This window comes from Stenotrophomonas sp. C9D9 (assembly GCF_056491205.1).
The window spans coordinates 1-23,913 of record NZ_JBSZIF010000002.1 but is presented as its reverse complement, the minus strand read 5'-3'; the positions used below and the strand labels follow the sequence as shown (position 1 = coordinate 23,913).

The 23,913-nt window shown below is 67.6% G+C and carries 12 protein-coding genes, 3 tRNA genes and 6 pseudogenes; 8 read left to right on the top strand and 13 right to left on the bottom strand.

The window, feature by feature from the left end:
* The first annotated feature begins 32 nt into the window (after positions 1–32).
* Positions 33–117, top strand: a tRNA-Leu gene (locus ACXI0D_RS00115).
* 206 nt (positions 118–323) lie between these two features.
* Positions 324–408 (top strand) — tRNA-Leu (locus tag ACXI0D_RS00110).
* Between the two features lie 56 nt (positions 409–464).
* Here the strand turns inward: ACXI0D_RS00110 and ACXI0D_RS00105 are convergent.
* Complete coding sequence (locus ACXI0D_RS00105; RefSeq protein ID WP_049446206.1) at positions 465–1,211, bottom strand: sulfite exporter TauE/SafE family protein; 747 nt, start codon at positions 1,209–1,211, stop codon at positions 465–467.
* A gap of 98 nt (positions 1,212–1,309) precedes the next feature.
* On the opposite strand from ACXI0D_RS00105, the gene ACXI0D_RS00100 reads away from it, so the two are divergent.
* Both ACXI0D_RS00100 and ACXI0D_RS00095 read left to right on the top strand, forming a co-directional pair.
* On the top strand, positions 1,310–2,209 hold the full coding sequence (locus tag ACXI0D_RS00100; protein ID WP_135968484.1) for a LysR family transcriptional regulator: 900 nt from the start codon (positions 1,310–1,312) through the stop codon (positions 2,207–2,209).
* Positions 2,210–2,259: 50 nt separating this feature from the next.
* Positions 2,260–2,344 (top strand) — tRNA-Leu (locus tag ACXI0D_RS00095).
* Positions 2,345–2,516: 172 nt separating this feature from the next.
* Here ACXI0D_RS00095 and emrB read toward each other — a convergent pair.
* From emrB to emrR, 4 genes are read right to left on the bottom strand one after another with little or no spacing between them, the layout of a single operon-like run.
* Entirely contained in the window at positions 2,517–4,103 is a 1,587-nt protein-coding gene (gene emrB, locus ACXI0D_RS00090; RefSeq protein WP_014036530.1) for a multidrug efflux MFS transporter permease subunit EmrB, read from the bottom strand.
* A 7-nt stretch (positions 4,104–4,110) separates the two neighbouring features.
* Positions 4,111–5,289, bottom strand: coding sequence for a multidrug efflux MFS transporter periplasmic adaptor subunit EmrA (gene emrA, locus ACXI0D_RS00085; protein ID WP_014036529.1), 1,179 nt, complete (start codon positions 5,287–5,289; stop codon positions 4,111–4,113).
* Positions 5,290–5,300: 11 nt separating this feature from the next.
* Positions 5,301–6,794 carry a multidrug efflux transporter outer membrane subunit EmrC gene (gene emrC, locus ACXI0D_RS00080; protein WP_101765197.1) on the bottom strand — a complete coding sequence of 498 codons (1,494 nt, stop codon included), beginning with the start codon at positions 6,792–6,794 and terminating at the stop codon, positions 5,301–5,303.
* The gene (gene emrR / locus ACXI0D_RS00075) at positions 6,791–7,234 is read right to left on the bottom strand and encodes a multidrug efflux system transcriptional regulator EmrR (RefSeq protein ID WP_014036527.1); all 444 of its coding nucleotides are present in this window, start codon (positions 7,232–7,234) and stop codon (positions 6,791–6,793) included. Before emrR ends, emrC begins: the two co-directional genes overlap by 4 nt.
* 172 nt (positions 7,235–7,406) lie before the next feature.
* Between emrR and ACXI0D_RS00070 the strand changes: the two genes are divergently transcribed.
* Positions 7,407–8,288 (top strand): helix-turn-helix domain-containing protein, encoded by an 882-nt coding sequence (locus tag ACXI0D_RS00070; protein WP_042358602.1) that lies wholly within the window; start codon positions 7,407–7,409, stop codon positions 8,286–8,288.
* A gap of 60 nt (positions 8,289–8,348) precedes the next feature.
* A complete protein-coding gene (gene parC, locus ACXI0D_RS00065) occupies positions 8,349–10,592 on the top strand; it encodes a DNA topoisomerase IV subunit A (protein WP_049446214.1) in 2,244 nt (747 codons plus the stop codon).
* A 400-nt stretch (positions 10,593–10,992) separates the two neighbouring features.
* Here parC and bfr read toward each other — a convergent pair whose 3' ends face one another.
* Positions 10,993–11,481 (bottom strand): bacterioferritin, encoded by a 489-nt coding sequence (bfr, locus tag ACXI0D_RS00060; RefSeq protein ID WP_005408763.1) that lies wholly within the window; start codon positions 11,479–11,481, stop codon positions 10,993–10,995.
* A 124-nt stretch (positions 11,482–11,605) separates the two neighbouring features.
* On the opposite strand from bfr, the gene ACXI0D_RS00055 reads away from it, so the two are divergent.
* On the top strand, positions 11,606–13,933 hold the full coding sequence (locus ACXI0D_RS00055; RefSeq protein WP_479642124.1) for a penicillin acylase family protein: 2,328 nt from the start codon (positions 11,606–11,608) through the stop codon (positions 13,931–13,933).
* Between the two features lie 78 nt (positions 13,934–14,011).
* Here the strand turns inward: ACXI0D_RS00055 and ACXI0D_RS00050 are convergent.
* Together ACXI0D_RS00050 and asnB are read right to left on the bottom strand one after the other, a co-directional pair.
* Positions 14,012–15,401: pseudogene (locus tag ACXI0D_RS00050) on the bottom strand (cation:proton antiporter domain-containing protein).
* Between the two features lie 100 nt (positions 15,402–15,501).
* A pseudogene (gene asnB, locus ACXI0D_RS00045) lies at positions 15,502–17,194 on the bottom strand (asparagine synthase B).
* A gap of 339 nt (positions 17,195–17,533) precedes the next feature.
* Between asnB and ACXI0D_RS00040 the strand changes: the two are divergent.
* Positions 17,534–18,409, top strand: a pseudogene (locus ACXI0D_RS00040) (tetratricopeptide repeat protein).
* A 66-nt stretch (positions 18,410–18,475) separates the two neighbouring features.
* Here ACXI0D_RS00040 and dapE read toward each other — a convergent pair.
* From dapE to glnD, 5 genes and pseudogenes are all read right to left on the bottom strand, one after another.
* Positions 18,476–19,612, bottom strand: a complete 1,137-nt coding sequence (dapE, locus tag ACXI0D_RS00035; protein ID WP_049446223.1) for a succinyl-diaminopimelate desuccinylase — start codon at positions 19,610–19,612, stop codon at positions 18,476–18,478.
* On the bottom strand, positions 19,609–19,980 hold the full coding sequence (locus tag ACXI0D_RS00030; RefSeq protein ID WP_182474420.1) for an arsenate reductase: 372 nt from the start codon (positions 19,978–19,980) through the stop codon (positions 19,609–19,611). The genes dapE and ACXI0D_RS00030 overlap by 4 nt, the downstream gene beginning before the upstream one ends.
* A gap of 31 nt (positions 19,981–20,011) precedes the next feature.
* A pseudogene (locus ACXI0D_RS00025) lies at positions 20,012–20,877 on the bottom strand (hypothetical protein).
* 2 nt (positions 20,878–20,879) lie between these two features.
* Positions 20,880–21,957, bottom strand: a pseudogene (gene dapD, locus ACXI0D_RS00020) (2,3,4,5-tetrahydropyridine-2,6-dicarboxylate N-succinyltransferase).
* A pseudogene (gene glnD / locus ACXI0D_RS00015) lies at positions 21,957–23,913 on the bottom strand ([protein-PII] uridylyltransferase); the annotation flags it as partial. The pseudogenes dapD and glnD, both read right to left, overlap by 1 nt.

Below are 23,913 nucleotides of genomic sequence, written 5' to 3'. Positions count from 1 at the left end.
CGGATTCATCTTCACAATTGCGCCTCTGGAACGCCCAGGTGGCGGAATTGGTAGACGCACTAGTTTCAGGTACTAGCGGGTAAAACCGTGGAGGTTCGAGTCCTCTCCTGGGCACCAACAAAAAAACTCCTCGCTTCGGCGGGGATTTTTTTTGCCTGCGATCCGGCGCCGGGGTCGGATTCCTCTCCACAGGAAAAGGCTCTGGCCCCAACGCGAGCCCCATGGGGTCAGAGCCCGTTTCGCAGGCGAAACGGGATCCGACCCCGGATCCACGAAAGGTGTTGACACCCCCGTCACAGCACCCCATAATCTCGCTCCTCGACGCCCAGGTGGCGGAATTGGTAGACGCACTAGTTTCAGGTACTAGCGGGTAAAACCGTGGAGGTTCGAGTCCTCTCCTGGGCACCACGTCGAGAATGAGAAAAACCCGCGAAAGCGGGTTTTTTCATGCCCGGAATGCGGCATCAGAACAACGGCCGCAGCACCAGCTCCAGGCCGAGCAGCAGCAGGAACCCCAGGAAACAGGCGCGGAACACCCGCGCACTGATCCGCTGCCGGATCACCTGGCCCAGCCACATGCCCAGCAACGCCGGCAACACCGCCAACGCACTCAGCCCCAGCTGCTGGATGCCGAACGCACCGTGCAGCACCAGGCCGGTGGTCAGCGCAATCGTCGACACGGTGAACGCCAGCCCGAGCGCCTGCACCAGCTCCTCGCGCTGCAACCCCAGCGACTGCAGGTACGGCACCGCCGGCATCACGAACACACCCGTCGCACCCGTCACCACACCGGATAGCGCACCCACCAGCGGCCCCAGCCAACGCTCGCGCCGCTGCGGTACGCGGAACACCGGCGCGAGCAGCGCATACACCGCGTAGACCACCAGTGCCACGCCCAAAGCCACGCGCGACCAGGTGCGATCGACCCGCACCAGCAATGCTGCCGAACCCAGCGTCACCACCACCACGGCCAGCATCATCGGCCACAGGCGTCGCACGATGTGGCCAAGTGACGGCCCGGACAGCAGCTGCCACGCATTGGTGACGAAGGTCGGGATGAACAGCATCGACGCCGCCGCCACCGGCGACAGCGCGCCACCGAGCAGGCCCATCGCCACCGTCGGCAACCCCATCCCCGTCACGCCCTTGACCACGCCGGCCAGCACGAACACCACCACCAGCAGCACGTAGAAGTACATCGATTCATTCATGCCTTCATTGGATCGGGCCGCCGCCCGGCGCACAATGCGGTCTTCCCGGCCGAGCCTTCGGCTGACCCGAAGGCGCCGGATCAGCAATGAGGCACGACATGCGGATGGACATCGCCGACCTGCGCCTGTTCCTGGCCATCGCCGAAGCGGGCAGCATCACCGCCGGCGCGGCGCAGGCAAACCTGGCATTGGGTTCAGCCAGTGAGCGCCTGCGCACGATCGAAGCCGATGCCGGTACCCCGCTGTTGAACCGGCACCCACGCGGCGTCAGCCTGACCGAAGCCGGCGCCGCCCTCGCCCACCATGCACGGCTGATCCTGCAGCAGCAGGCACAGCTGCGTGGCGAACTGCAGGCGTTCGCGCATGGCGCGCGCGGCACCCTGCACCTGTATGCCAACACCGCCGCGCTGACCAACTACCTGCCCGCGCGGCTCGCACCGTGGCTGGCCGAACGCCCGCGCCTGCATGTCGAACTGATCGAGCGCACCAGCCCCGAAGTCGTACGCGCGATCAGTGCCGGCCAGGCCGAGGCCGGCATCATCAGCGACGCGGTCGACGCGGCCGGCCTGCAGCAGCACGTGGTCGCCGAAGACCCGCTGGTGATGCTGCTGCCGGCCGATCACCGCCTCGCCTCGCGGCGCAGCGTGACCTTCGCCGAGGTTGCCGGCGAGACCTTCGTTGCCCTGGCCGATGGCAACGCACTGCAGACCTACATCGAGGACCAGGCGCGCGACATCGGGCGCCGCCTGGATGTGCGCATCCGCATGAAGACCTTCGAAGGCGTGTGCATCATGGTCGGCCACCACATCGGCGTCGGCATCGTGCCGCGGACCATTGCACGCCAGCATCGGCGCAGCACGCACACCGTCGCCGTACCGCTCGCCGATGCGTGGGCACAACGGCGCCTGTGCGCCTGCTTTGCCGAGTGGACGCGACTGTCGCCGGCAATGCGCAGCCTGCTGCATCACCTCGGCGTGCAGCCGCAGAAAAAAGTGTGAAATGTTGTTGACACATCTTCTGCCGCTCCCCATAATTCATCTCCTGAGTCGCCCAGGTGGCGGAATTGGTAGACGCACTAGTTTCAGGTACTAGCGGGTAAAACCGTGGAGGTTCGAGTCCTCTCCTGGGCACCACGACTCAAGATGATCAAACCCGCGAAAGCGGGTTTTTTCGTTTCCGGGGTCCGCCATGTCAACGCGATGGCGACGCTCATCCACGCATGGCGTGGATCTACCGAATTGCACAACGCTCCAAACAAAAACCCCGCCTTCCGGCGGGGTTTTGTTTTTCATCAACAACAATCGGTCAGTGCCCGCCACCGGCGGCCGCACCTGCACCTGCGCCGAACGGCGGCTTGGCCAGCCACAGGAACGCGATGATCGCCAGGAAGATCCAGCCCAGCAGGAAGAAGATGTCGTTGAAGCCCATCTGCGACGCCTGGTGGTTGATCATGTTGTTCAGTACCGCTGCGCCGTGTTGCAGGTCGCCCTGCCCCATCGCCGTGACCTGGTCCTGCATGCCCGGCTGATAGGCCGAGATGTGCTCGGTCAGGTCGGCATGGTGCACCTGGGTGCGCCGCGCCCACAGCCACGTCGTCAGCGACGCCGCGAAACTGCCGCCCAGCGTTCGCAGGAACGTGGCCAGGCCGGAGCCCGCCGCAATCTCGCGACCATCCAGGTCCGACAGCAGGATCTGCAGCACCGGCATGAAGAACAGCGCGACGCCGATGCCCATGATCAGCTGTACGCCAGCCACGTGCATGTAGTCCACCTGCAGGTTGAAGTTCGAACGCAGGAAGCTGGTCATCGACAGCACGATGAAGGCGACCGTGGCCAGCATGCGCATGTCGAAGCGCGATGCATACTTGCCCACGAACGGCGTCATGATCACCGGCAGGATGCCGATCGGCGCGGTCGCCAGGCCTGCCCAGATCGCGGTGTAGCCCATGTCACGCTGCAACCACTGCGGAATCAGCAGGGCCACGCTGAAGAACGCGGCGTAAGCCACCACCATCGCCAGCGTGCCGGCGCGGAAGTTGCGATGACGGAACAGCTTCAGGTCGACGATCGGATCCTTGTCGGTCAGCTCCCAGATCAGGAACACCGTCAGCGTCACCACCGCCACGCAGGCCAGCACCACGATCTTCATCGACGAGAACCAGTCCTCGTCGTTGCCCAGATCGAGCACCAGCTGCAGCGCACCGACGCCGATCACCAGGGTGATCAGGCCGACGTAGTCCATCTTCGGCTTCTCGATCTGCTCCGGGCGCCCCTTCAACTGGTTGCCCACCACCAGCGCGGCGAAGATGCCCAGTGGCACATTGATCAGGAAGATCCATTCCCAGCTGTAGTTGTCGGTGATCCAGCCACCGAGGATAGGACCGCAGATGGGCGCCACCACCGTGATCATCGCCAGCAGCGCCAAGGCCTGTCCGCGTTTCTCGCGCGGATAGATCGAGACCAGCAACGACTGCGTGATCGGGTACATCGGGCCGGCCACGAAACCCTGCAGCGCACGCGACAGCACCAGCATGCCCATGCTCTGCGCCAGGCCGCACAGCAGCGAGGTGATGACGAAGGCCAGCGTGGCCCAGACGAACAGCTTGCGTTCGCCGAAGCGGCGGCTGAGCCAGCCGGTCAGCGGCAGCGCGATGGCCGTGCTGACCGCGAACGAGGTGATGACCCAGGTCGCCTGCTGCGAACTGGCGCCGAGGTTACCGGCGATGGTCGGCAGCGAGACGTTGGCGATGGTGGTGTCGAGCACCTGCATGAACGACGCCATCGCCAGGCCCACGGTGCACAGGGCGACGCTGGGTGGCAGGAACCCGGAGGCCGCACCCGGCGCCGCCGGTGCGCCCGGAGCGCCGGGCGCGGCTGGAGCTTGTGCAGACATGGCGACCTCAGCCCACCTTCGCCTGCTGCGGCAGGTTGCCCTGGATGATCGTGTGGATCACCTCGTCGGCATCATGCAGCTGCTTGGCATACACGTCGGTGTCGAACACCGTGCCCTTGGCCGGGGTGCTCGGCAGCACTTCGCCCTTCTGGTCGCGCAGGCTCACTTCGGCCTTCATCGACAGGCCGATGCGCAGCGGGTGTTCGGCCAGCTGCTTGGCATCGATGGCGATGCGCACCGGCACGCGCTGCACGATCTTGATCCAGTTGCCGCTGGCGTTCTGCGCCGGCAGCAGCGAGAACGCCGAGCCGGTGCCCAGGCCCAGGCTCTGGATGCGGCCCTTGTACTTCACGTCACCGGCGTACAGGTCCGACTTCAGCTCCACTTCCTGGCCCAGGCGCATGTGGCGCAGCTGGGTTTCCTTGAAGTTGGCCTCGACCCACATCTGCTCGGTCGGCACCACGGCCATCAGGGCATTGCCCGGCTGCACGCGCTGGCCCACCTGCACCGAACGACGGGCCACGTAGCCGGTGACCGGCGCGACGATGCCGGCGCGGGCGTTGTTGAGGAAGGCCTGGCGCAGCTGCGCGGCGGCCGCCTGCACGTCCGGCTGGGTGGCGATCACGGTGTCGTCGACCAGCGCGCGGTTGCGCTCGACGGTCTCGCGCGAACCGGCCACGGCCGCTTCGGCCGCAGCCAGCTCGTCGCGGGCGTGGGCCAGTTCTTCGTTGGAGATGGCGCCGGTGGCGGCCAGGTCCTTGCGGCGAGCGAAGTCGTCGCGCACGCGCTTCAGGGTCACCTGGCGGGCGTTCAAGTCCGCCTGCGCGCCTTCCACGCTGCGGTACAGGCCACGGGTCTGGCGCACGGTCTTGGCCAGGTTGGCTTCGGCCTGCTGCAGCGCCACCGACGTGTCGGACGGGTCCAGCTGCACCAGCAGCTGGCCGCGCTCCACGCGCATGCCGTCATCGGCATTGATGGCGACCACGGTACCGGCCACCAGCGGGGTGATCTGCACCTGGTTGCCCTGCACGTAGGCATCGTCGGTCTCTTCGAACCAACGGCCGAACATGAAGTACCACAGCGCCAGTGCGGCAAGCAGCAGCACGACGATCACGAACAGGCCGCGCAGCAGGTTGCCGCGGCGGTTGGGGGCGGCCGGGGCCGCGGTGTCTTGGGTCTGGCTCATGGCGGGCGTCTTCAGGAATGCGAGGAATCGGAATGGGAGGCGATCGGTGCGCGGTCGGCGTCAGCGGGCTGGAAACCACCGCCCAGCGCCTTGCTCAGGCGCACCGAGGTCTGCACCTGCTGCGACTGCAGGCCGGCCAGCTGCTGCTGCGATTGCAGCAGGGTGGACTGCGCGGTCAGCACGTCCAGATAGCTGCCGATGCCGGCGCGGTAGCGCTGCTGGGCCAGGTCGAAGGCCGAGCGTGCGGTGTCCACGGCCTGCTGCTGCGCGTGCGCCTGCTGCGCCAGCGAGCGCACCGCGTTGACCTGGTCGGCAACGTCGCGCAGTGCATCGAGCACGGCCTGGTTGTAATTGGCCACCGCCAGGTCGTACTGCGCGTCGGTGTTGGCCAGGTTGGCGCGCAGCTTGCCGCCTTCGAAGATCGGCAGGCTCAACGCCGGGCCGATGTAGGCGAAGGTGGAGCTGCTCTTCAACAGGTCACCCACGTTCGGGGCGACCACGCCGGCCAGCGCGGTCAGGTTGAAGCTCGGGTAGAACCTGGTCTTGGCAACCTTGATCTGCTTGTCGGCCGCTTCCACGCGCCAGCGCGCAGCCACGATGTCGGGGCGACGGCCCAGCAGTTCGCTGGGCAGCACGCCCGGCAGCTGCAATGCCATCGGGTTCAACGGCTGCGGGCGCTGGATCGACAGGCCACGGTCCGGACCCTTGCCGACCAGGGCGGCCAGCGCGGTGCGGGCGGCATCGATGCGCTGCTGCGCGGCCAGTACCTGCTGCTGCGCGGCCGGCACGCGGGCCTCGGCCTGGCGCACCTGCAGATCGCTGTCGATGCCGGCACTGCGGCGCTGGCGGGTCAGCTGCAGCGACTTCTGCGAGCGGGTCAGTTCTTCCTCGGCCACATCGTTGAGCTGCCACGCGTAAGCCAGATCGGCATAGGCCTGGGCAATGCCGGTGGACAGGTTCAGGCGTGCGGCCTGGGCTTCGACGGTGGCGGCATGCGCACCATCGACGGCGGCTTCCCAGGCGGCGCGCTTGCCGCCCCACAGGTCCACGCCGTAGCTGAAATCGAAGGCGACCTGGCTGCTGCCGCCATAGCGGCCGCCCATCTCGCTGCCGACCATCGACTCGGGCAGGCGCAGGCCGGTGTAGCCACCGGACACCGACAGGCTGGGCAGCTCATCGGCACGCGCGGTACCGACCTGGGCCTGGGCCTGGCGCAGGCGCGCATCGGCGGCGTCCAGGCTCGGGTGACCGGCCAGGCCCTCGGCAACCAGCGCGTCCAGCTGCGCATCGCCCAGTGCCTTCCACCAGTCCTGCGCCGGGAAGCCGGCGGCGCTCAGGTCGGTGTCGGCCAGGGTGCGTTCGCTGTGCAGGCTGTCCACATCAAGCACGTGGCCCTGCGGGTTGAGGCCACGGCTGCTGGCGCAGGCGGCCAGGGCCAGGGCCAGCGCTGACACCAGCAGCGCGCGCCCGGACCGGCGGAGAGTGGAATGCGGGATCGGGTTCATGGGGTCGTCAGTGAATCGCGGATTCGGGTAAGGAGGGACAGCAGCAGCGTGCGCTCATCGGCGGAAAGATCGCGCAGGGCGTAATCCATCACCGCGTCGCCGCGCAGCTTCAGCCGCGCCCACAACGCGCGGCCTTCATCGGTCAGTACGATCTGCAGTGCCCGCCGGTCCTGCGCATGCGGCTCGCGGCGGACGCAGCCCAGCGCCTCCAGCTTGTCCAGCAGCCGGGTCACCGCGCTGGGCACCTGGTCGATGGCCTGGGCCAGTTCGTTGGCGGTGCACGGCGCCATGCTGGATAGCACCTTCAACCCGATGTAGTGGGTGAAGCCGATGCCCAGATCTTCTTCAGCCATGGACGCGTCGAGTTGGCGGACCAGGCCGTCGCGCACCTGGCGCAGCAGCAGGCCGAAGCTGGGGGGAGTGGTTGCAGGACAGATCATGGGGGAGCATTCTCTTCCAAAAAAAATATTTCTCAATGGAAATATTCGATCTGGCATCGAATGCTGTGTTGCAGCAGCGGGCTCGATCAGTGAAGGCGCCTACCTTAATGATCTGGTCAGGTGGCCCGGTAGTACAATCCAGCCAATGGATGACACATTTCAGCCAGTGGACATGATGAACAAGGCAGAAATTCAGGTTCCCAAGCGCCTGCTCAGGGATGACGCACTGGACTGGTTCGAGCGCAATGACGGCCCGCCGGTCATCGCCTTCCGCTTCGACAGCCAGCAGGGCCTGGCCCGTGAGGTGGACTGGCACCACCACCAGCGTGCCCAGCTGATCTGCGTCGAACGCGGCCTGCTGACCACCCGCACCTCGCATGGCACCTGGTCGCTGGCGCCGGGCTCGGCCGGCTGGATGCCGCCGCTGGAACCGCACACGGTCACCCTCGACGGCCCGCTGCGCGGCTGGGGCATGGCGTTGGCCGCACCGGCCTGCGCCACCCTGCCCGCCGACCCCTGCGTGCTGGGCCTGTCCAAGCTGGCGCAGGCGCTGGCCGACCGCGTCTGCGAATGGCCGCTGGGCTATGACACCACGCCCGAGCGCCAGCACATCATCGACGTGCTGCTGGACGAGATCCGAAGCGCGCCGCGCCAGCGCATGCACCTGCCGATGCCCCACGACCGGCGCCTGCTGAAGATCGCCTCGCAGTTGCTGGCCGACCCCTCCGACGAGCGCAGCCTGGCCGAATGGGCGCATTGGGCCGGCCTGTCACCGCGCAGCCTGACCCGTCACTTCCGCGACGAGACCACGCTCAGCTTCGCCCAGTGGCGGCAGCAGGCCCGCCTGTCCGAGGCGCTGCGCCAGCTGACCGACGGCCGCAGCGTGGCCGACATCGCCCACGCGCTGGGCTTCAGCAGCGCCAGCGCCTTCGTCACCGTGTTCCGCCGCCACTTCGGGCTGCCGCCCGGGCGCTACCTGGCACGGGCCGGGCACGGCCTGGAAACCGGGCTGGACCCTGCACGTGGCTTGGCATCCCCGGCCGCATCCGGATAATCACAGGATTGCGAGCGGCGACCGCCGTCGCCGCCTCCCGACAACAGGTAACAACGCCGCATGACCGAACTTGCCCGCCCCGTGTTCCACGGATTCGAACAACTGCCGCTGCGCGAGTACGCCGAACGCGCCTACCTCGACTACTCGATGTATGTGGTCCTGGACCGCGCCCTGCCGTTCATCGGCGACGGCCTGAAGCCGGTGCAGCGCCGCATCATCTATTCGATGAGCGAGCTGGGCCTGAACGCCGCGTCCAAGCCGAAGAAGTCCGCGCGCACCGTCGGTGACGTCATCGGTAAGTACCATCCGCACGGCGACAGCGCGTGCTACGAGGCGCTGGTGCTGATGGCCCAGCCGTTCTCGTACCGCTACCCGCTGATCGAGGGCCAAGGCAACTTCGGCTCCAGCGACGACCCGAAGTCGTTCGCGGCGATGCGTTACACCGAATCCAAGCTGACCCCGATCGCCGAAGTGCTGCTGGGCGAACTGGGCCAGGGCACCACCGACTGGGCACCGAACTTCGACGGCACCCTGCAGGAGCCGACCTGGATGCCGGCGCGGCTGCCGCACCTGCTGCTGAACGGCACCACCGGCATCGCCGTGGGCATGGCCACCGACGTGCCGCCGCACAATCTCAACGAGATCGTCAGCGCGCTGCTGCACCTGCTGGACAACCCCGATGCCAGCGTGCGCGACCTGTGCGAGCACGTGCAGGGCCCGGACTACCCGTCCAGCGCCGAGATCATCACCTCGGCCAACGACCTGCGGAACATCTACGAGACCGGCAACGGCAGCGTGCGCGCACGTGCGACCTTCACCAAGGAAGCGCACAACATCGTGGTCACCGCGCTGCCGTTCCAGGTGTCGCCGTCGAAGGTGATCGAGCAGATCGCCGCGCAGATGCGCGCCAAGAAGCTGCCGTGGCTGGAGGACATCCGCGATGAGTCCGACCACGCCAACCCGGTGCGCGTGGTGCTGGTGCCGCGTTCCAACCGCGTCGACGCCGACCAGCTGATGGGCCACCTGTTCGCGACCACGGACATGGAGCGCAGCTACCGCGTCAACCTCAACGTGATCGGGCTGGACGGCCGTCCGCAGGTGAAGAACCTGAAGATGCTGCTCAGCGAATGGCTGACCTTCCGCAGCAACACGGTCACCCGCCGCCTGCAGCACCGCCTGCAGAAGGTCGAGCGCCGCCTGCATCTGTTGGAAGGCCTGCTGGTCGCCTTCCTCAACCTGGACGAGGTGATCCACATCATCCGTACCGAGGACGAACCGAAGGCGGCGCTGATCGCGCGCTTCGGCCTGTCCGACGACCAGGCCGAGTACATCCTGGAAACCAAGCTGAAGCAGCTGGCCCGCCTGGAAGAGATGAAGATCCGTGGCGAGCAGGACGAGCTGGCCAAGGAGCGCGAAAAGATCCTCGGCATCCTCGACAGCAAGGCCAAGCTGAAGAAGCTGATCCGCGACGAATTGACCGCCGACGCCAAGAAGTTCGGCGACGCCCGCCGCTCGCCGCTGGTGCAGCGCCAGGCGGCACAGGCCATCGACGAGACCGAGCTGGTGCCGAGCGAGCCGATGACCGTGGTGCTGTCGGAGAAGGGCTGGATCCGTGCGGCCAAGGGCCACGACGTCGATGCGTCCGCCCTGTCCTACCGCGACGGCGACGCCCTGCAGGGCGCGGTACGTGCGCGCAGCACGCAGCAGGTGGCGTTCCTCGACAGCGAGGGCCGCGCCTACTCGACGCCGGTGCATACCCTGCCTTCCGCGCGTGGCAACGGTGAACCGCTGACCGGCCGCTTCTCGCCGGCACCGGGCACCAGCTTCGTGACTCTGGCCAGCGCCGAGCCGGACACCCGCTTCGTGCTGGCCTCCACCCACGGCTACGGCTTCGTCACCCGCTTCGAGAACCTGATCGGCCGCAACAAGGCCGGCAAGGCGATGCTGAACCTGTCGGCCGGTTCATCGGTGCTGACCCCGTCGGTGGTCGCCAACGTCGCCACCGATCGCATCGTGGCGGTGACCAGCTCCGGCAACCTGCTGGCGATCGCCGCCAACGACCTGCCGGAACTGGACAAGGGCAAGGGCAACAAGATCATCGAGATCCCGAAGGCCAAGCTCGCCACCGAACGCGTGGTCGCCGTGGTTGCAATCAGCCCCGGCCAGACCCTGCAGGTACGCAGTGGCCAGCGCACCATGGGCCTGAAGTTCAACGAACTGGAAGCGTACCTCGGCGCCCGCGCCACCCGCGGCCACCTGTTGCCGCGCGGCTGGCAGAAGGTGGAAGGGTTGTCGGTGGAGTGAGGGGTGCGGGGTCGGATCCCTTTCCAGGAGAAAGGGCTCTGACCCCGGGAAACCGCTCCTGGTAGGTGTCAACCTTGGTTGACACGCCTTGCCCCGGTAGACGCCAACCCCGGTTGGCGTTTTCCATCCCAATGGGGTCAGAGCCGTTTTCGTTGAAAACGGATCCGACCCCGGACACGAAAAAGCCGGGGCATTCCCCGGCTTTTTCGTTGTCGGCTGGCGGGCGGTAGAGCAGCTGGCGGGCGAAGGCTGGCTGGCGATGCTCTGGTGCTGGCTGGCGACAGAACGCTGTGCTTCTTCTGGTAGAGCCGACCGCTGGTCGGCTGCTTTTTGCAGAGCAGCCGACCAGCGGTCGGCTCTACCGGGTAGTCGCCGGGCATGACCCGGCGCCATCTGCGGCTCAGTGCGCCGGAGCGCCGTTGCCGTCGATCTTGCTCAGCTGGTACAGCTCCAGGCCGATGCGCTTGATCAGGCCCAGCTGCTGCTCCAGCCACCAGGCGTGGTCTTCCTCGGTGTCCTTCAGCTGCGCCAGCAGGATGTCGCGGCTCACGTAGTCACCCTTCTCCTCGCACAGCTTCATGCCGGCGGCGAGATTGTTCCGAACGGCGTATTCAGTATCGAGATCCTTCTGCAGCATCTCCTCCACGGTCTTGCCCGGCTCGGTGGCATGCGGGCGCATGTCCGGGTCGCCGCCCAGGAACAGGATCCGGCGCAGCAGCGCATCGGCGTGCTGGGTTTCCTCTTCCATCTCGTGGTTCAGGCGTTCATACAGCGCGAACAGGCCCTGGTCCTCGTAGCGGCGGGAATGGATGAAGTACTGGTCGCGGGCAGCAAGCTCGCCGCGCAGCAGTTCCTTCAGGCAGGCGATGACGTCCGGGTTGCCTTTCATGGGGGGGCTCCTGTGAATCGATGTGACATAGGGTGCCGCATTTCAAAATACGGTGATCTAATCGGAATCAGTCGCAGTTGCGCCTGCGGCTACAATCAGCCCACGAGTTCGGAAAGGACGTGCGATGCGACGTACATGGCGTTGGGTGCTGGGCGTGTTGATCGCCATCATGCTGGTCACCGCCCTGGTGCTGTGGCTGCTGCTGCGCGGCAGCCTGGCCGACCTGGATGGCGAGCATGCGCTGCCGGGCCTGGCCAAGCCGGTCACCATCGAGCGCGATGCGCTGGGCGTGGTCACCATTACCGCCAGCAGCCAGGCCGACGCGATGCGTGCGCTCGGCCGCGTGCATGCGCAGGAACGTTTTTTCGAGATGGACCTGATGCGCCGCAGTGCCGCTGGCGAGCTGTCGGCGCTGTTCGGGCCGAAGGCCATCGATGCTGACAAGCGGATGCGCGTGCATCGGCTGCGCGCGCGCACCGAGGCGAACATGCAGGCTGCGCTGGGCGACAACATCGAAGCCGTGAGCGCCTATATCGGTGGGGTCAATGAGGGCTTGGCCGATCTCTCCGTGCGCCCGTGGGCCTACCTGCTGCTGCGGCAGTCACCGCAACCGTGGCAGGCCAGCGACAGCGTGCTGACCGGGCTGGCCATGTACGCCGACCTGCAGGACCCGGACAACCAGACCGAGCTTGCGCTCAGCCGCATCCGCGCGGTGGTGCCGCCGGCGCTGTACGCACTGATCGCCCACGACGGCACCGAATGGGATGCACCGCTGTTCGGCGAACCCACCGGCAACGCCGCCCTGCCCGATGCCAGCCAGCTGGACCTGCGCACGTTGAAGGGAAAAACGGGCACCGAGCAGGAAGAGGCCGACGTCATCGGCAGCAACAACTTCGCGGTGGCCGGTGCACTCACCGCCGACGGCCGCGCGATCGTCGCCGACGACATGCACCTGGGCCTGCGTGCACCCGGCCTGTGGTTCCGCGTGCGCCTGCGCTACCCCGACCCGCAGGCCGCCGGCGGCCAGGTCGATGTCACCGGCTTCTCGCTGCCCGGCCTGCCGGCAGTGATCGTCGGCAGCAACGGGCACGTCGCCTGGGGCTTCACCAACAGCTACATCGACACGGCGGACTACCGCACGGAACCGGCCAACTCCGCGGTGACCGTGCACGAAGAACGCATCGCCGTGGCCGGCCAGGCCGACGTGCTGTTCCCGGTACGCGAAACCGCCTGGGGGCCGATCCTGCATACCCATGCCGATGGCAGTGGCGATGCGCTGCGCTGGGTCGCACACCTGCCCGGCGCCGTGCGCCTGGACTTCGCTGATCTGGCCCGCGCCGGTGACCTGGACGGTGCACTGCACTTCGCCGACCGTGCCGGCATCCCCGCGCAGAACCTGGTGGTCGGTGATCGCAGCGGGCGCATCGCCTGGCGCCTGATCGGCGCCCGCCCGGACCGTGGCCCTGGCTGTGCACCGGCCGGCTTCAATGCCGCCAGCAACCAGGACTGCGCGCCGTGGCCGATCCGCAGCGATGCCTCGCCGGCATTGATCGATCCCCCCAACCATCGCCTGTGGACCGCCAATGGACGCGTCCTCGACGGCGAGGCACTGGCCAGCGTCGGCAACGGCGGCTATGACCTCGGTGCCCGGGCGCGGCAGATCCGCGACCTGCTGGCGATCCAGGAGCGCTTCGACGAGCACGACCTGCTGGCTATCCAGCTCGACGACCGCGCCGTGTTCCTGCAGCGCTGGTGGGCTCTGCTGCACGACGTCATCGAACGCAGTGACGACCCTGCGCTGAAGCGTTTGAAGGAGGTCAGCCATCAATGGGGCGGGCGCGCCTCGGCCAGTTCAGTGAGCTACCGGGTGGTGCGTGAATTCCGCACCCAGGTGATGGAGACCCTATCCGATGCACTGCTTGCCCCGGCCAACGCGCAGCTGGGCGATGCCTATCTGGATCCGCGCCTGGCACAGCTGGAAGGCGTGGCCTGGCCGATGCTGCAGCAGCGTCCGGCCAACCTGCTGCCACCGGCCTTCGACAGCTGGGATGCGCTGCTGATCGACGCCGCGCGCCGTACCGAGCGTGAGCTGGCCAAGCAGGGGCGGTTGGCCAAGCGCAGCTGGGGCGAACGCAATACCGCGGCGATCTGCCATCCCATCGCGCGGGCACTGCCGGACATCGCCAAGCGCTGGCTGTGCATGCCGGCCGACCGCCTGCCCGGCGACCGGGACATGCCGCGCGTGCAGACGCCGAACTTCGGCGCCTCCGAGCGCATGGTGGTCTCGCCCGGCCACGAGGCCGACGGCATCGTGCACATGCCCGGCGGCCAGAGCGGCCACCCGCTGTCACCGTACTGGGGCGCCGGCCACGAGGACTGGGTGCATGGGCGCCCGACGCCGTTCCTGCCCGGCAAGGCGCAGCACACGATGACGCTGGTGCCGGCCCGTTGACGGACGGGGTCAGATCCCTTTTCCAGAGGAAAAGGGATCTGACCCCACCTCCACACCTGCGTGGATGCCGTCCAGCACTCAGCCCCTGCGCCGCTCGATCAGGTTCAGCAGCGGCCCGGTCATCGCCGTGGTCACCAGCGCCATGATCACCAGCACCGCAAACAGGCGGTCGCCGAGCAGGCCCAGCTCGTAACCCAGGTTGAGCACGATCAGCTCCATCAGGCCGCGGGTGTTCATCAACGCGCCCAGCCGCCACGCTTCGAGCGTGGGCATGCCGGCACTGCGCGCGGCACTGAAGGTGCCCAGCAGCTTGCCTGTCGTGGCCACCGCGATCACCACCACGCACAACACGATGTCGCTGGCCTGCAGCGCATCGGCGCGCATGCGCAGCCCGGTCATGGCGAAGAACAACGGCAGCAGCAGGGTGACCGCGAACGGCTCGACACGGGCCATCAGCAGGTCACGCAACTGCGCATTGGACGATACCGCGACGCCCGCAGCGAACGCCCCGAACAGCGCGTGGATGCCCAGCATCTCGGTGACCAGCGCACTGCCCAGCGACAACAGCAGGATGCCGAGCAGCCAGCGCCCCTCACGGCCCGGCGCAATCTGCTGGCGCGCGAACCACGGCTTCACCAGCCCCAGCATCAGCGCCACGAACGCGACCACGCACAACAGGTTGAGGCTGGCCGGCAACCAGCCGCTGGCCTGGGCGGCGGCCACGATCAGCGCCAGCAGGCACCACGCGGTGGCATCGCCCAAGGCAGCGCAGGCGATCGCGGTCTGCCCCAGTGGCGTCTGTGTGATCCCGCGATCGGCCAGGATGCGCAGCAGCACGGGGAAGGCCGTGATGCTCATCGAGATACCGACGAAAAGTGCGAATGCAGTGAAGCCCACGCCCTGCGGGCCGTGCTGCGGGTACAGCCAGATCGCCAACGCGACGCCGAGCACGAATGGCACCGCGATGCCGGCATGGCTGACCGTGAAGGCAAAACGCCAGGCGGCCACGCAGCGCCGCCAGGTCCAGCTCGGCACCGGCCACCAGCAGGAACATCAGTACGCCCAGCTGGCTGAGCATGCCCAGCGGCCCCAGCGAACTCGCCGGGAACAGGATGCCGTGCAGCTGTGGCAACAGGCTGCCGAGCACCAGCGGCCCCATCATCAGGCCGGCGGCCATCTCGCCGATCACCGCCGGTTGCCCGAAGCGCTTGAGCAGCGCACCCGCGCCCTTGGCCACCAGCAGCAGCACCAGCAGCTGCAGCAGGAACAGGCCCAGCGGAGACGCCAGATGCTGTGTCCAGCTGCCTTCGGCCGCAGCCGTGGCACGGGCAACCGCCTCGGGCGCCGCCGGCCCGGCATACCGCGCCAGCAGCACGCCAGCCAGCAACGGCACCCCGGCCCAGGCCAGGTAGCGCCATCCCCACTTGATCGGCGGCGCCCGGCCCCCGGTCTGTACGTCCATGAACATTCCCCAATGTGCAGGGGGGCGATGATACAAAAAGGGGACGGAGGGGATTAAGGCGTTAATGGCACAAACGACTTGATCTCCTCCGTCCCCTTTTTGGCGCTTAGGCCAGTGCCTGCGCGTGCACGCCGGCGATCGCGCGACCCGACGGATCTGCAGCCGCGGCGAAGCTGGCATCCCAGGCAATGGCCGCCGGCGACGAACAGGCGATCGACTTGCCACCCGGCACGGTCTCGGCAGCCGCACGGCTCGGGAAGAACTGCTCGAACAGGTGGCGGTAGTAGTACGCCTCCTTGGTCTGCGGCGGGTTGTGCGGGAAGCGCTTGTCGGCCGCTGCCAGTACGCGGTCGCTCACCTGTGCTTCGGCATGTGCCTTCAGCCCATCGATCCAGCCGTAGCCAACGCCATCACTGAACTGTTCCTTCTGCCGCCACAGGATGCTGTCCGGCAGGTAGCCGTCGAATGCCTCGCGCAGCACCGCCTTCTCGATGCGACGGCCACCAAAACCGGCACCGACCATCTTGTGCGCGGCATCGAAGCGCATCGCCACATCGAGGAACTCACGGTCGAGGAACGGCACGCGCGGCTCCACGCCCCAGGCCATCATCGACTTGTTGGCGCGCAGGCAGTCGTAGTTGTGCAGGGCGTCGAGCTTGCGTACCAGCTCGTCGTGGAATTCACGCGCATCCGGTGCCTTGTGGAAGTACAGGTAGCCACCGAAGATCTCGTCGCTGCCCTCGCCGGACAGCACCATCTTCACCCCCATCGCCTTGATCCGCCGCGCCAGCAGGAACATCGGCGTCGAGGCTCGGATGGTGGTGACGTCGTAGGTCTCGATATGGCGGATCACTTCCGGCAGCGCATCGAGGCCTTCCTCGAAGGTGTACTCGAAGCCGTGATGCACGGTGCCCAGCGCTTCGGCGGCGATCGCAGCGGCGGCCAGATCGGGCGAGCCCTTCAAGCCGATCGCGAACGAGTGCAGGCGCGGCCACCAGGCTTCGGTCTGCCCCCCATCCTCAATGCGGCGACGTGCATAGCGTGCGGCCACCGCTGCCACCAGCGACGAGTCCAGGCCACCGGACAGCAGCACGCCGTACGGCACGTCGCTCATCAGCTGGCGCTCCACCGCATGCTCGAACGCCTGGCGCAGTTCGGCCAGATCGGCCTGCCGGCCCTGCACGTCGGCGTAGTCGCGCCACGGTTGCTGGTAGTAGCGCACCAGCTCACCACTGGCACTGTCGAAGTAGTGCCCCCGGCGGGAACTGCGCGACGTCGGCACAGGTATCGACCAGTGCCTTCATTTCCGAGGCCACGCGCAGGCGCCCCTGGGCATCGTGGCCCCAGTACAGCGGCACCACGCCGACCGGGTCACGCGCCACCAGCACGCGCCCGCTGTCGCGGTCCCACAGCGCGAAGGCGAAGATGCCGTTGAGCTGTTCCAGCCACTGCGCCGGCGCGCCCCCCTGGCGGTACAGCGCGTTGATCACCTCGCAGTCCGAGCCGGTCTGGAAGTCGTAGGCGGTGGTCAGTGCCGCCTTCAATGCCTGGTGGTTGTAGATCTCGCCGTTCACCGCCAGCGCCAGCTGGCCATCGGCCGACAGCAGCGGCTGCGAACCACCGGCCGGGTCGACGATGGCCAGCCGCTCGTGAACCAGCAGCGCACCTTCGTCGAGGTATACGCCGCTCCAGTCCGGGCCACGGTGGCGCTGGCGCTGCGACAGTTCCAGCGCATGGCGGCGCAGGGCTGGAAGATCGTCACCGGCCTGCAGGCCGAAGATTCCGAAGATCGAACACATGGGAGAGCTCCTGTTGGGGGATTTCACGGGTGGGAAGGTGTTCGACCGGCCATCCAGGCCCGGGTGGGGCTGCGCCCGGGCACAAAAAAACCCGCATCGGCTGATGCGGGTTTTCTGGTGTCCGGGCGTGTGTTGCTGTCTATCTACCCAGGGCGCAGTCCCGCATCGGCCGCGCACGATTATTCGCGCGCAGATTATTGCGGTTGTTGTTATTGACGGCGGTGGCCAGGCGGATCGACATGGCATCGACCCTACCCCGGTTTCCGGCACGGCGCAACCGTTGCGTTGGCAACCACTCCACGGCGCGCATAATGGCCCGCCGTGAAACGTGTAATGGAAATGCAACACCGCACTGGACGCAACGCGGCGCTGGCCGCCCTGCTCTGCCTGGGCCTGGCCGCCTGCCAGACCCTGCCCCCGCCGTCGCCCCTGCCGCCGGCTCAGCTGCAGGCCTGGAACAACGCGGAACCGACGGCAGCTTCGAGGGTGCCTTTGATACCGCGCAAACCTTCGAGCGCTTCAACGATCCGCGCGCCATCGCCTACTACGAGCGTGCCGCAGCGGCCACACCCTGGACCTTCCACAACACCAGGCGGAAGAAGCACTGGGCCGGATCTGGATCTCCGGCACGCTGCGGTATGCCGACAGCCCCCACATCAACCCGGCTCCGGTGCTGCGCGCGTCCTGGCGACGCGGTGAACGCTGGTCTCTGGCTGCCGCCAACCACGGCAATCCGTATGCGTTCTTTGACCTGGCCAAGGCCTATCGCGAGCGCGGTGATGCCCAGCGAGCACTGCGCTGGGACCTGCGCGCGATGGTCTACCAGCGCTATGCGTCGTCATCGTCGGGACTGCCCGGCGCGGTAGCGGCCACAGGCGATACCGTGCATCCGCTGGTGGCGAGGATCCAACGCCGTGCCGCTGCGGGTGACGCCGGCGCACAGGTCGATCTGGGCGCGCTGCTGGAAAGAGGCGTAGGCCTGCCACGCGATCCCGCGCGCGCGCTGCAGCTGTACCAGCGCGCCGGCGAGCAGGGCAATGTGTTCGGCCAGTACTCGCCGGACTGCTGCTGGGCCGCGGTGCGCCGGGCGTGGAGAAGGACACCGACGCAGCGACGCACTGGTTCGCCAGGGCCGAAGCGCAGCACTTCTACATGGCCGCGCCGAGTTACTGGAAAAAAGCGGTCGAGCCGCCGTTCTTCATTTTTTCGGAGTAGAGAAGCGGCCCCGGCGGGAGGCGTGCCGACCAACGGTCGGCACCCACCCTCGCGGAATTCATTCCGTCATGGGGTTCCCACCAGCAGCCGTTCCACCAGCCGCTGGTACAGCCCCGGCAATGCCTCCAGATCGTCCACGCGCACGTTCTCGTCCACCTGGTGGATGCTGGCGTTGACCGGCCCCACTTCGATGCACTGCGCGCCCAATGGCGCGATGAAGCGGGCATCGGACGTGCCGCCGCCGGTGCTTTCCTCCGGTGCACGGCCGATGTGCTCGGCCAGCACCGCACGCGCCGTGGCGCGCAGCGTGCCTTCCGGGGTGTAGAACGGCTCGCCGCTGCGATGCCACTTCAGCGTGTACTGCAGGCCATGCCGATCCAGCAGCGCGGTGATCTCCGCTTCCAGCTTCGGTGCATCCCAGTGCGGGTTGTAGCGGATGTTGAAATCCACTTCGAGCTCGCCGGGAATCACATTGTTGGCACCGGTACCGGCATGGACGTTGGAGATCTGCAGGCTGGTCGGCGGGAAACTTTCGTAGCCTTCATCCCAGCGCCGCGCACTCAACTCGGCCAGGGCCGGCGCCGCCTGGTGGATCGGGTTGCGTGCCTTCTCCGGATACGCCACATGGCCTTGCACGCCCTGCACCCGCAGCTTGGCCGACAGGCTGCCACGGCGACCCACGCGCAGCAGGTCACCCAGCGTCGCGGTCGACGACGGCTCGCCGGTGATGCACCAGTCGATGCGCTGGCCGCGCTCGGCGAACAGCCGTGCGACGTGGCGCACGCCATCGATGGCATCGCCTTCCTCGTCGCTGGTCAACAGCACCGCCAGCGTGCCGGGGTGATCAGGATGTGCGGCGATGAACTGCTCGGCCGCCACCACGAACGCCGCCACGCTGCCTTTCATGTCGGCGGTGCCACGGCCGTACAGCACGCCGTCACGGATCTGCGGCGTGAACGGGTCGCTGGCCCAGGCCTCGCGCGGGCCCGTCGGCACCACGTCGGTGTGGCCCAGCAACACCAGAACCGGCGCGCCCTGTCCATGGGTCGCCCACAGATTGTCGACCTCGCCCAGCCGCAGATGGTCGCAGTGGAACCCGGCCTGCTTCAGCCGTGCCGCCAGCAGCGCCTGGCAGCCGGCGTCGTCCGGCGTCACCGAGGGCCGAGCGATCAGCTCGCAGGTCAGGTCGAGAACCGCGCTCACGCGCCACCCACGCCGAAGCGTGCTTTGAAGCCGTTGTCACTGAAGCCCTGGCTGACCGTACCGTCGGAGGTGACCACCACGGGGCGCTTGATCAGTTGCGGATACTCGCGCAGCAGCAGCTTCCATTCGGCCTCGGAGTCGGCGGCCTTGCGGTTGTCCGGCAGCTGCCGCCAGGTGGTGGAGGACTTGTTGACCATCGCGGCCAGGCCACCCAGCTGCGCCGCCCATGCCAGCAGCGTTTCCGGGCTGGGCTTGTTGTCGCGGTAGTCGACGAAGGTGTACGGCACGCCGAAGCGGTCCAGCCACTTGGTCGCCTTCTTGCAGGTATCGCAGTTCTTCAAACCGTAGACAGTGGTGCTCATGGCCATCTGTGATGCTGGAAAACAGAGGGCCAGAATCTCACAACAGGCGCTCGGACACGACCCGGAACGGTACCCTTGGCAGCCGGAAGGCCAGCCCCTCGTGCAGCGCCACGCCCATTGCCTGCAGGCGCGGGCAATGTGGTTCGCCCTCCAGCTGCAGCGGTTGCAGCTGTGCGATGTCCACCGGCAGAGCGATGCGGGTGCTGGCCCAGCGCTGGTCGCAGGTACGGGCGATGGCCTCGTCCTGGCAGGTCAGGAACGCAGCAGGGCCTGATGGCTGCCGAAGGCCGCCGCCCACCCGGCATCGTCCCAGCCCGCAGCGGCCTGCCACTGCAGGTGCAACGCCGGGGCACTGCCCTGCCCGCCCTCGATCCGCGTGTGGCCACTGCCTTCGGCATCCAGCGCATGCATGAAGTGCACCGACAGATGCGGCTGCATGGCATCGCTGAAAGCGCGCGCGCCGGCGACGAAGGCCAGCTGGTCCATCACGTTGCGATCGAACAGCACCACCGGCGCCCCATCCGGAGCGTCGTCGCGACGCAGGTACCAGCGCCAGTTGCTCTGCCTGGGAGACGGCATCAGCGAGCGCAGCGGCCCGGCCAGCGTGGGCCCGAAGTGCCCGTGCCGGTAGCTGAGGATGGTGTAGGGCGTGCGTCCGGCGTGGACCACGTAGTGATGGCCTGGTGGTGGCATCGGCGCGTGGCGCACGTCGACCCACCAGCTCACGTAGACCACGTCGCGTACATCGCTGACCAGCGCCGGCATCGGCCAGCGCCGCGACAGCGCGCGGCGCAGCCGGGTCCAGCGCGGGGCGTGCAGCAGGCGCGGCAGCATCCGCCCGAACAGGGTATCGGACGGATGCTGGTAGATCGCGGACTGCGCCAGATCCTCCGGCGCCGTCATCCTCAGTCGGCCAGGCCGCGCAGCAGGTCGTTGACGCTGGTCTTGCTGCGGGTCTTGGCATCAACCTGCTTGACGATCACCGCGCAGTACAGCGAATGGGTACCGTCCTTGCTCGGCAGCGAGCCGGACACCACCACGCTGTACGGCGGGATGTAGCCGTAGGTGATCTCGCCGGTGGCGCGGTTGTAGATGCGGGTGCTCTGGCTGAGGAACACGCCCATGCCGATCACGCTGTGGTGGCCGACCACCACGCCCTCCACCACTTCCGAACGCGCACCGATGAAGCAGTGGTCCTCGATGATGGTCGGGCTGGCCTGCAGCGGCTCCAGCACGCCGCCGATGCCGGCGCCGCCGGACAGGTGGCAGTGCTGGCCGATCTGCGCGCAGGAACCGACGGTGGCCCAGGTGTCGACCATGGTGCCTTCGCCGACATAGGCGCCGATGTTGGTGAAGCTCGGCATCAGCACTACGTCCTTGCCGAAGTAGGTACCGCGGCGGGGCGATCGCGCCCGGCACCACGCGCACGCCGCCACGGCGGAACTTCGCTTCGTCATAGCCGGCGAAGCGCGATTCGACCTTGTCCCAGAACGGTGCGGGGCGCGCATCGACCACCGCCATGTCGTTGACGTGGAAGTACAGACACCGCCTTCTTCAGCCACTCGTTGACCTTCCAGCCACCCTGGCCGTCCGGCTCGGCGACACGGAATTCACCGGTTTCCAGGCCATCGATCACGCGGTTGACCAGCGGACGGGTGGAACCTTCCAGCTCGTGCAGGGTCAGCGTCGCACGGCGCTTGAAGGCGCTCTCGATGCCGAACTTCAGCTCTTCCACGCCCGGTGCCGACGGCTTGCGCAGCGACTTGCGGGCGATGGTCTCGGCGCGGACCGCTTCGGCGCTCTTGGCCGGGGCCTTCTTCATCGCAGCCGTTTTCTTCACCGCCGCCGTTTTCTTTGCCGGGGCCTTCACTGCAGCGGCCTTCTTCGGCGCAGGGGTCTTCTTCGCGGCCGGTGCGGCGGCAGGAGCGGGGCCGCTGCGCTCTTGGGGGTCGCGGCGGTCTTCTTGGCGGGCTTGGTGGCCATCAGGCGGGGTCTCCGGCATTTCGATCAGGGTCCAGGCAGGCCAGCATCGCGTCATGCAGCTGCTGCCGGGCAGGTTCAGTCAGGGGGAGGTCGTGTTCGTCACTGATCACGAAGGTGTCTTCGGCGCGTTCGCCGAACGTTGCAATGCGCGCATCATGCACGCGCAGGCCCTGGTTGCGCAGCACGAACGCCACATCGGCCAGCCAGCGGCCGGGACGGTCGGGGGCGACCAGGGCAAAACGGGTTGCGCCTGGCTCATCGCGGAACTCGATGCGCGGGGCGAAGCGGAAGTGCCGCAGCTGCCGCGGCACGACCCGGCGCGACGGCCGCAGCCGCGACAGGTCACCGCTGAGTGCCTCGCGCAGGGCCGCCTCCAGGTTGGCGCTGCTGCCATCGGCAAAGGTGTCGGCCGGGTTCACTTCGAAGGTATCGAAGATGGTGTCGGCCGGACCGTCCAGCACGCGTGCGCGGTGGATGCCGTAGCCCTTGCGGTCCAGGGTCATCACGATCGCGGCAAACAGGCCGTGCGCGGTCGGGCGAGTGCACGAACACTTCCAGCGCCGGGTCGTCGACGCTGATCCGGCGAACCTTCACCAGCGCCTGGCCCTGCTTCACCGGCACCAGCGCGGCAGCCTGCCAGGCCAGCTGCTCCGGGCGCAGGCGGGATGAAGCCCTCATGCACGGGCATCACCGCGAACTGGCGGTCGATGGTGGCATCGTCGTAGCCCTGCTCGCGCACCAGTGCGCGCACGCTGTCACGTGCCTCGGCCACGCGCTCGGCGGCCGGTACCGGGTGCTCCAGCCCCTCGCGCAGCGCGCGCCGGGTAGCGAAGTACAGGTCGGCCAGCAGGCGATCCTTCCAGGCATTCCACAGTTTCGGGCTGGTGCCGGCAGATATCGGCACAGGTCAGCAGGTACAGGTAGTCCAGGCGGTCGCGGCTGCCGACCAGGGTGGCGAAGCGGTGGATCACCACCGGATCGGCGATGTCCTGCTTCTGCGCGGTCACCGACATGCGCAGGTGCTGTTCGACCAGCCATGCCACCAGCTCGGTATCAGTGCCACTGAGCGCATGCGCCTGGCAGAACGCACGCGCGTCCACCGCACCCAGCTCCGAGTGGTCGCCGCCACGGCCCTTGGCGATGTCATGGAACAGGCCGGCCAGCAGCAGCAGTTCCGGCTTGCGCAGGCGCGGCCAGACTTCATGCGCGATCGAGAAGCGCTCAGTCGGCGCGGCTGCTGGCGAACTGGCCGACGTTGCGCAGGACCATCAGCGTGTGCTGGTCGACCGTATAGACATGGAACAGGTCGAACTGCATGCGCCCGCTGACCTGGGCGAACGCGGGAATCCACTGGCCAAGCACGCCCAGCCGCGCCATGCGCGAAAGCGTATCGACCGGACGCTGGCCGCGCAGCAGGGCCAGGAACTGCTCGCGTGCATCGGAGTCGGCCTGGTCATAGGCCGGCAGCAGCGGCAGCGACTCGGCCAGTGCACGCGCGGTCAGCGAGTGCAGTCCGCGCACCTGCGGGTTGTTGGCCCAGCTGGAAAACAGTGCGAACACCTGGCCGATGTCGCCGCGCGGCCAGTCGGCCTCGTTGGCGGCCAGGTAGCCACGGCGCAGGGAAAAGCCCACGGTCAGCGGTTCCGGCTGGGCCTCGCCATCGAATTGTTCCTCGAAGCGCTGCAGCAGGCGGTCGCTGATCCGGCGCACCACCAGCGCGGCGCGGTAGAAGCCCTGCATCGACTTTTTCGACACCGAGATTCTCGGCATCGTCTTCGAAGCCCAGTCGCGCGGCCAGAGTCTTCTGGTAATCGAAACGCAGGCGCTCTTCCGGACGGCGCGCGACCAGGTGCAGGCCGAAGCGCAACCGCGCCAGCACGGCACGTTCGCGCTTCAACGCCGCGGCTTCGTCAGCGCCCAGATGGCCGAGCCCGACCAGGGCCTCCAGGTCGCGCA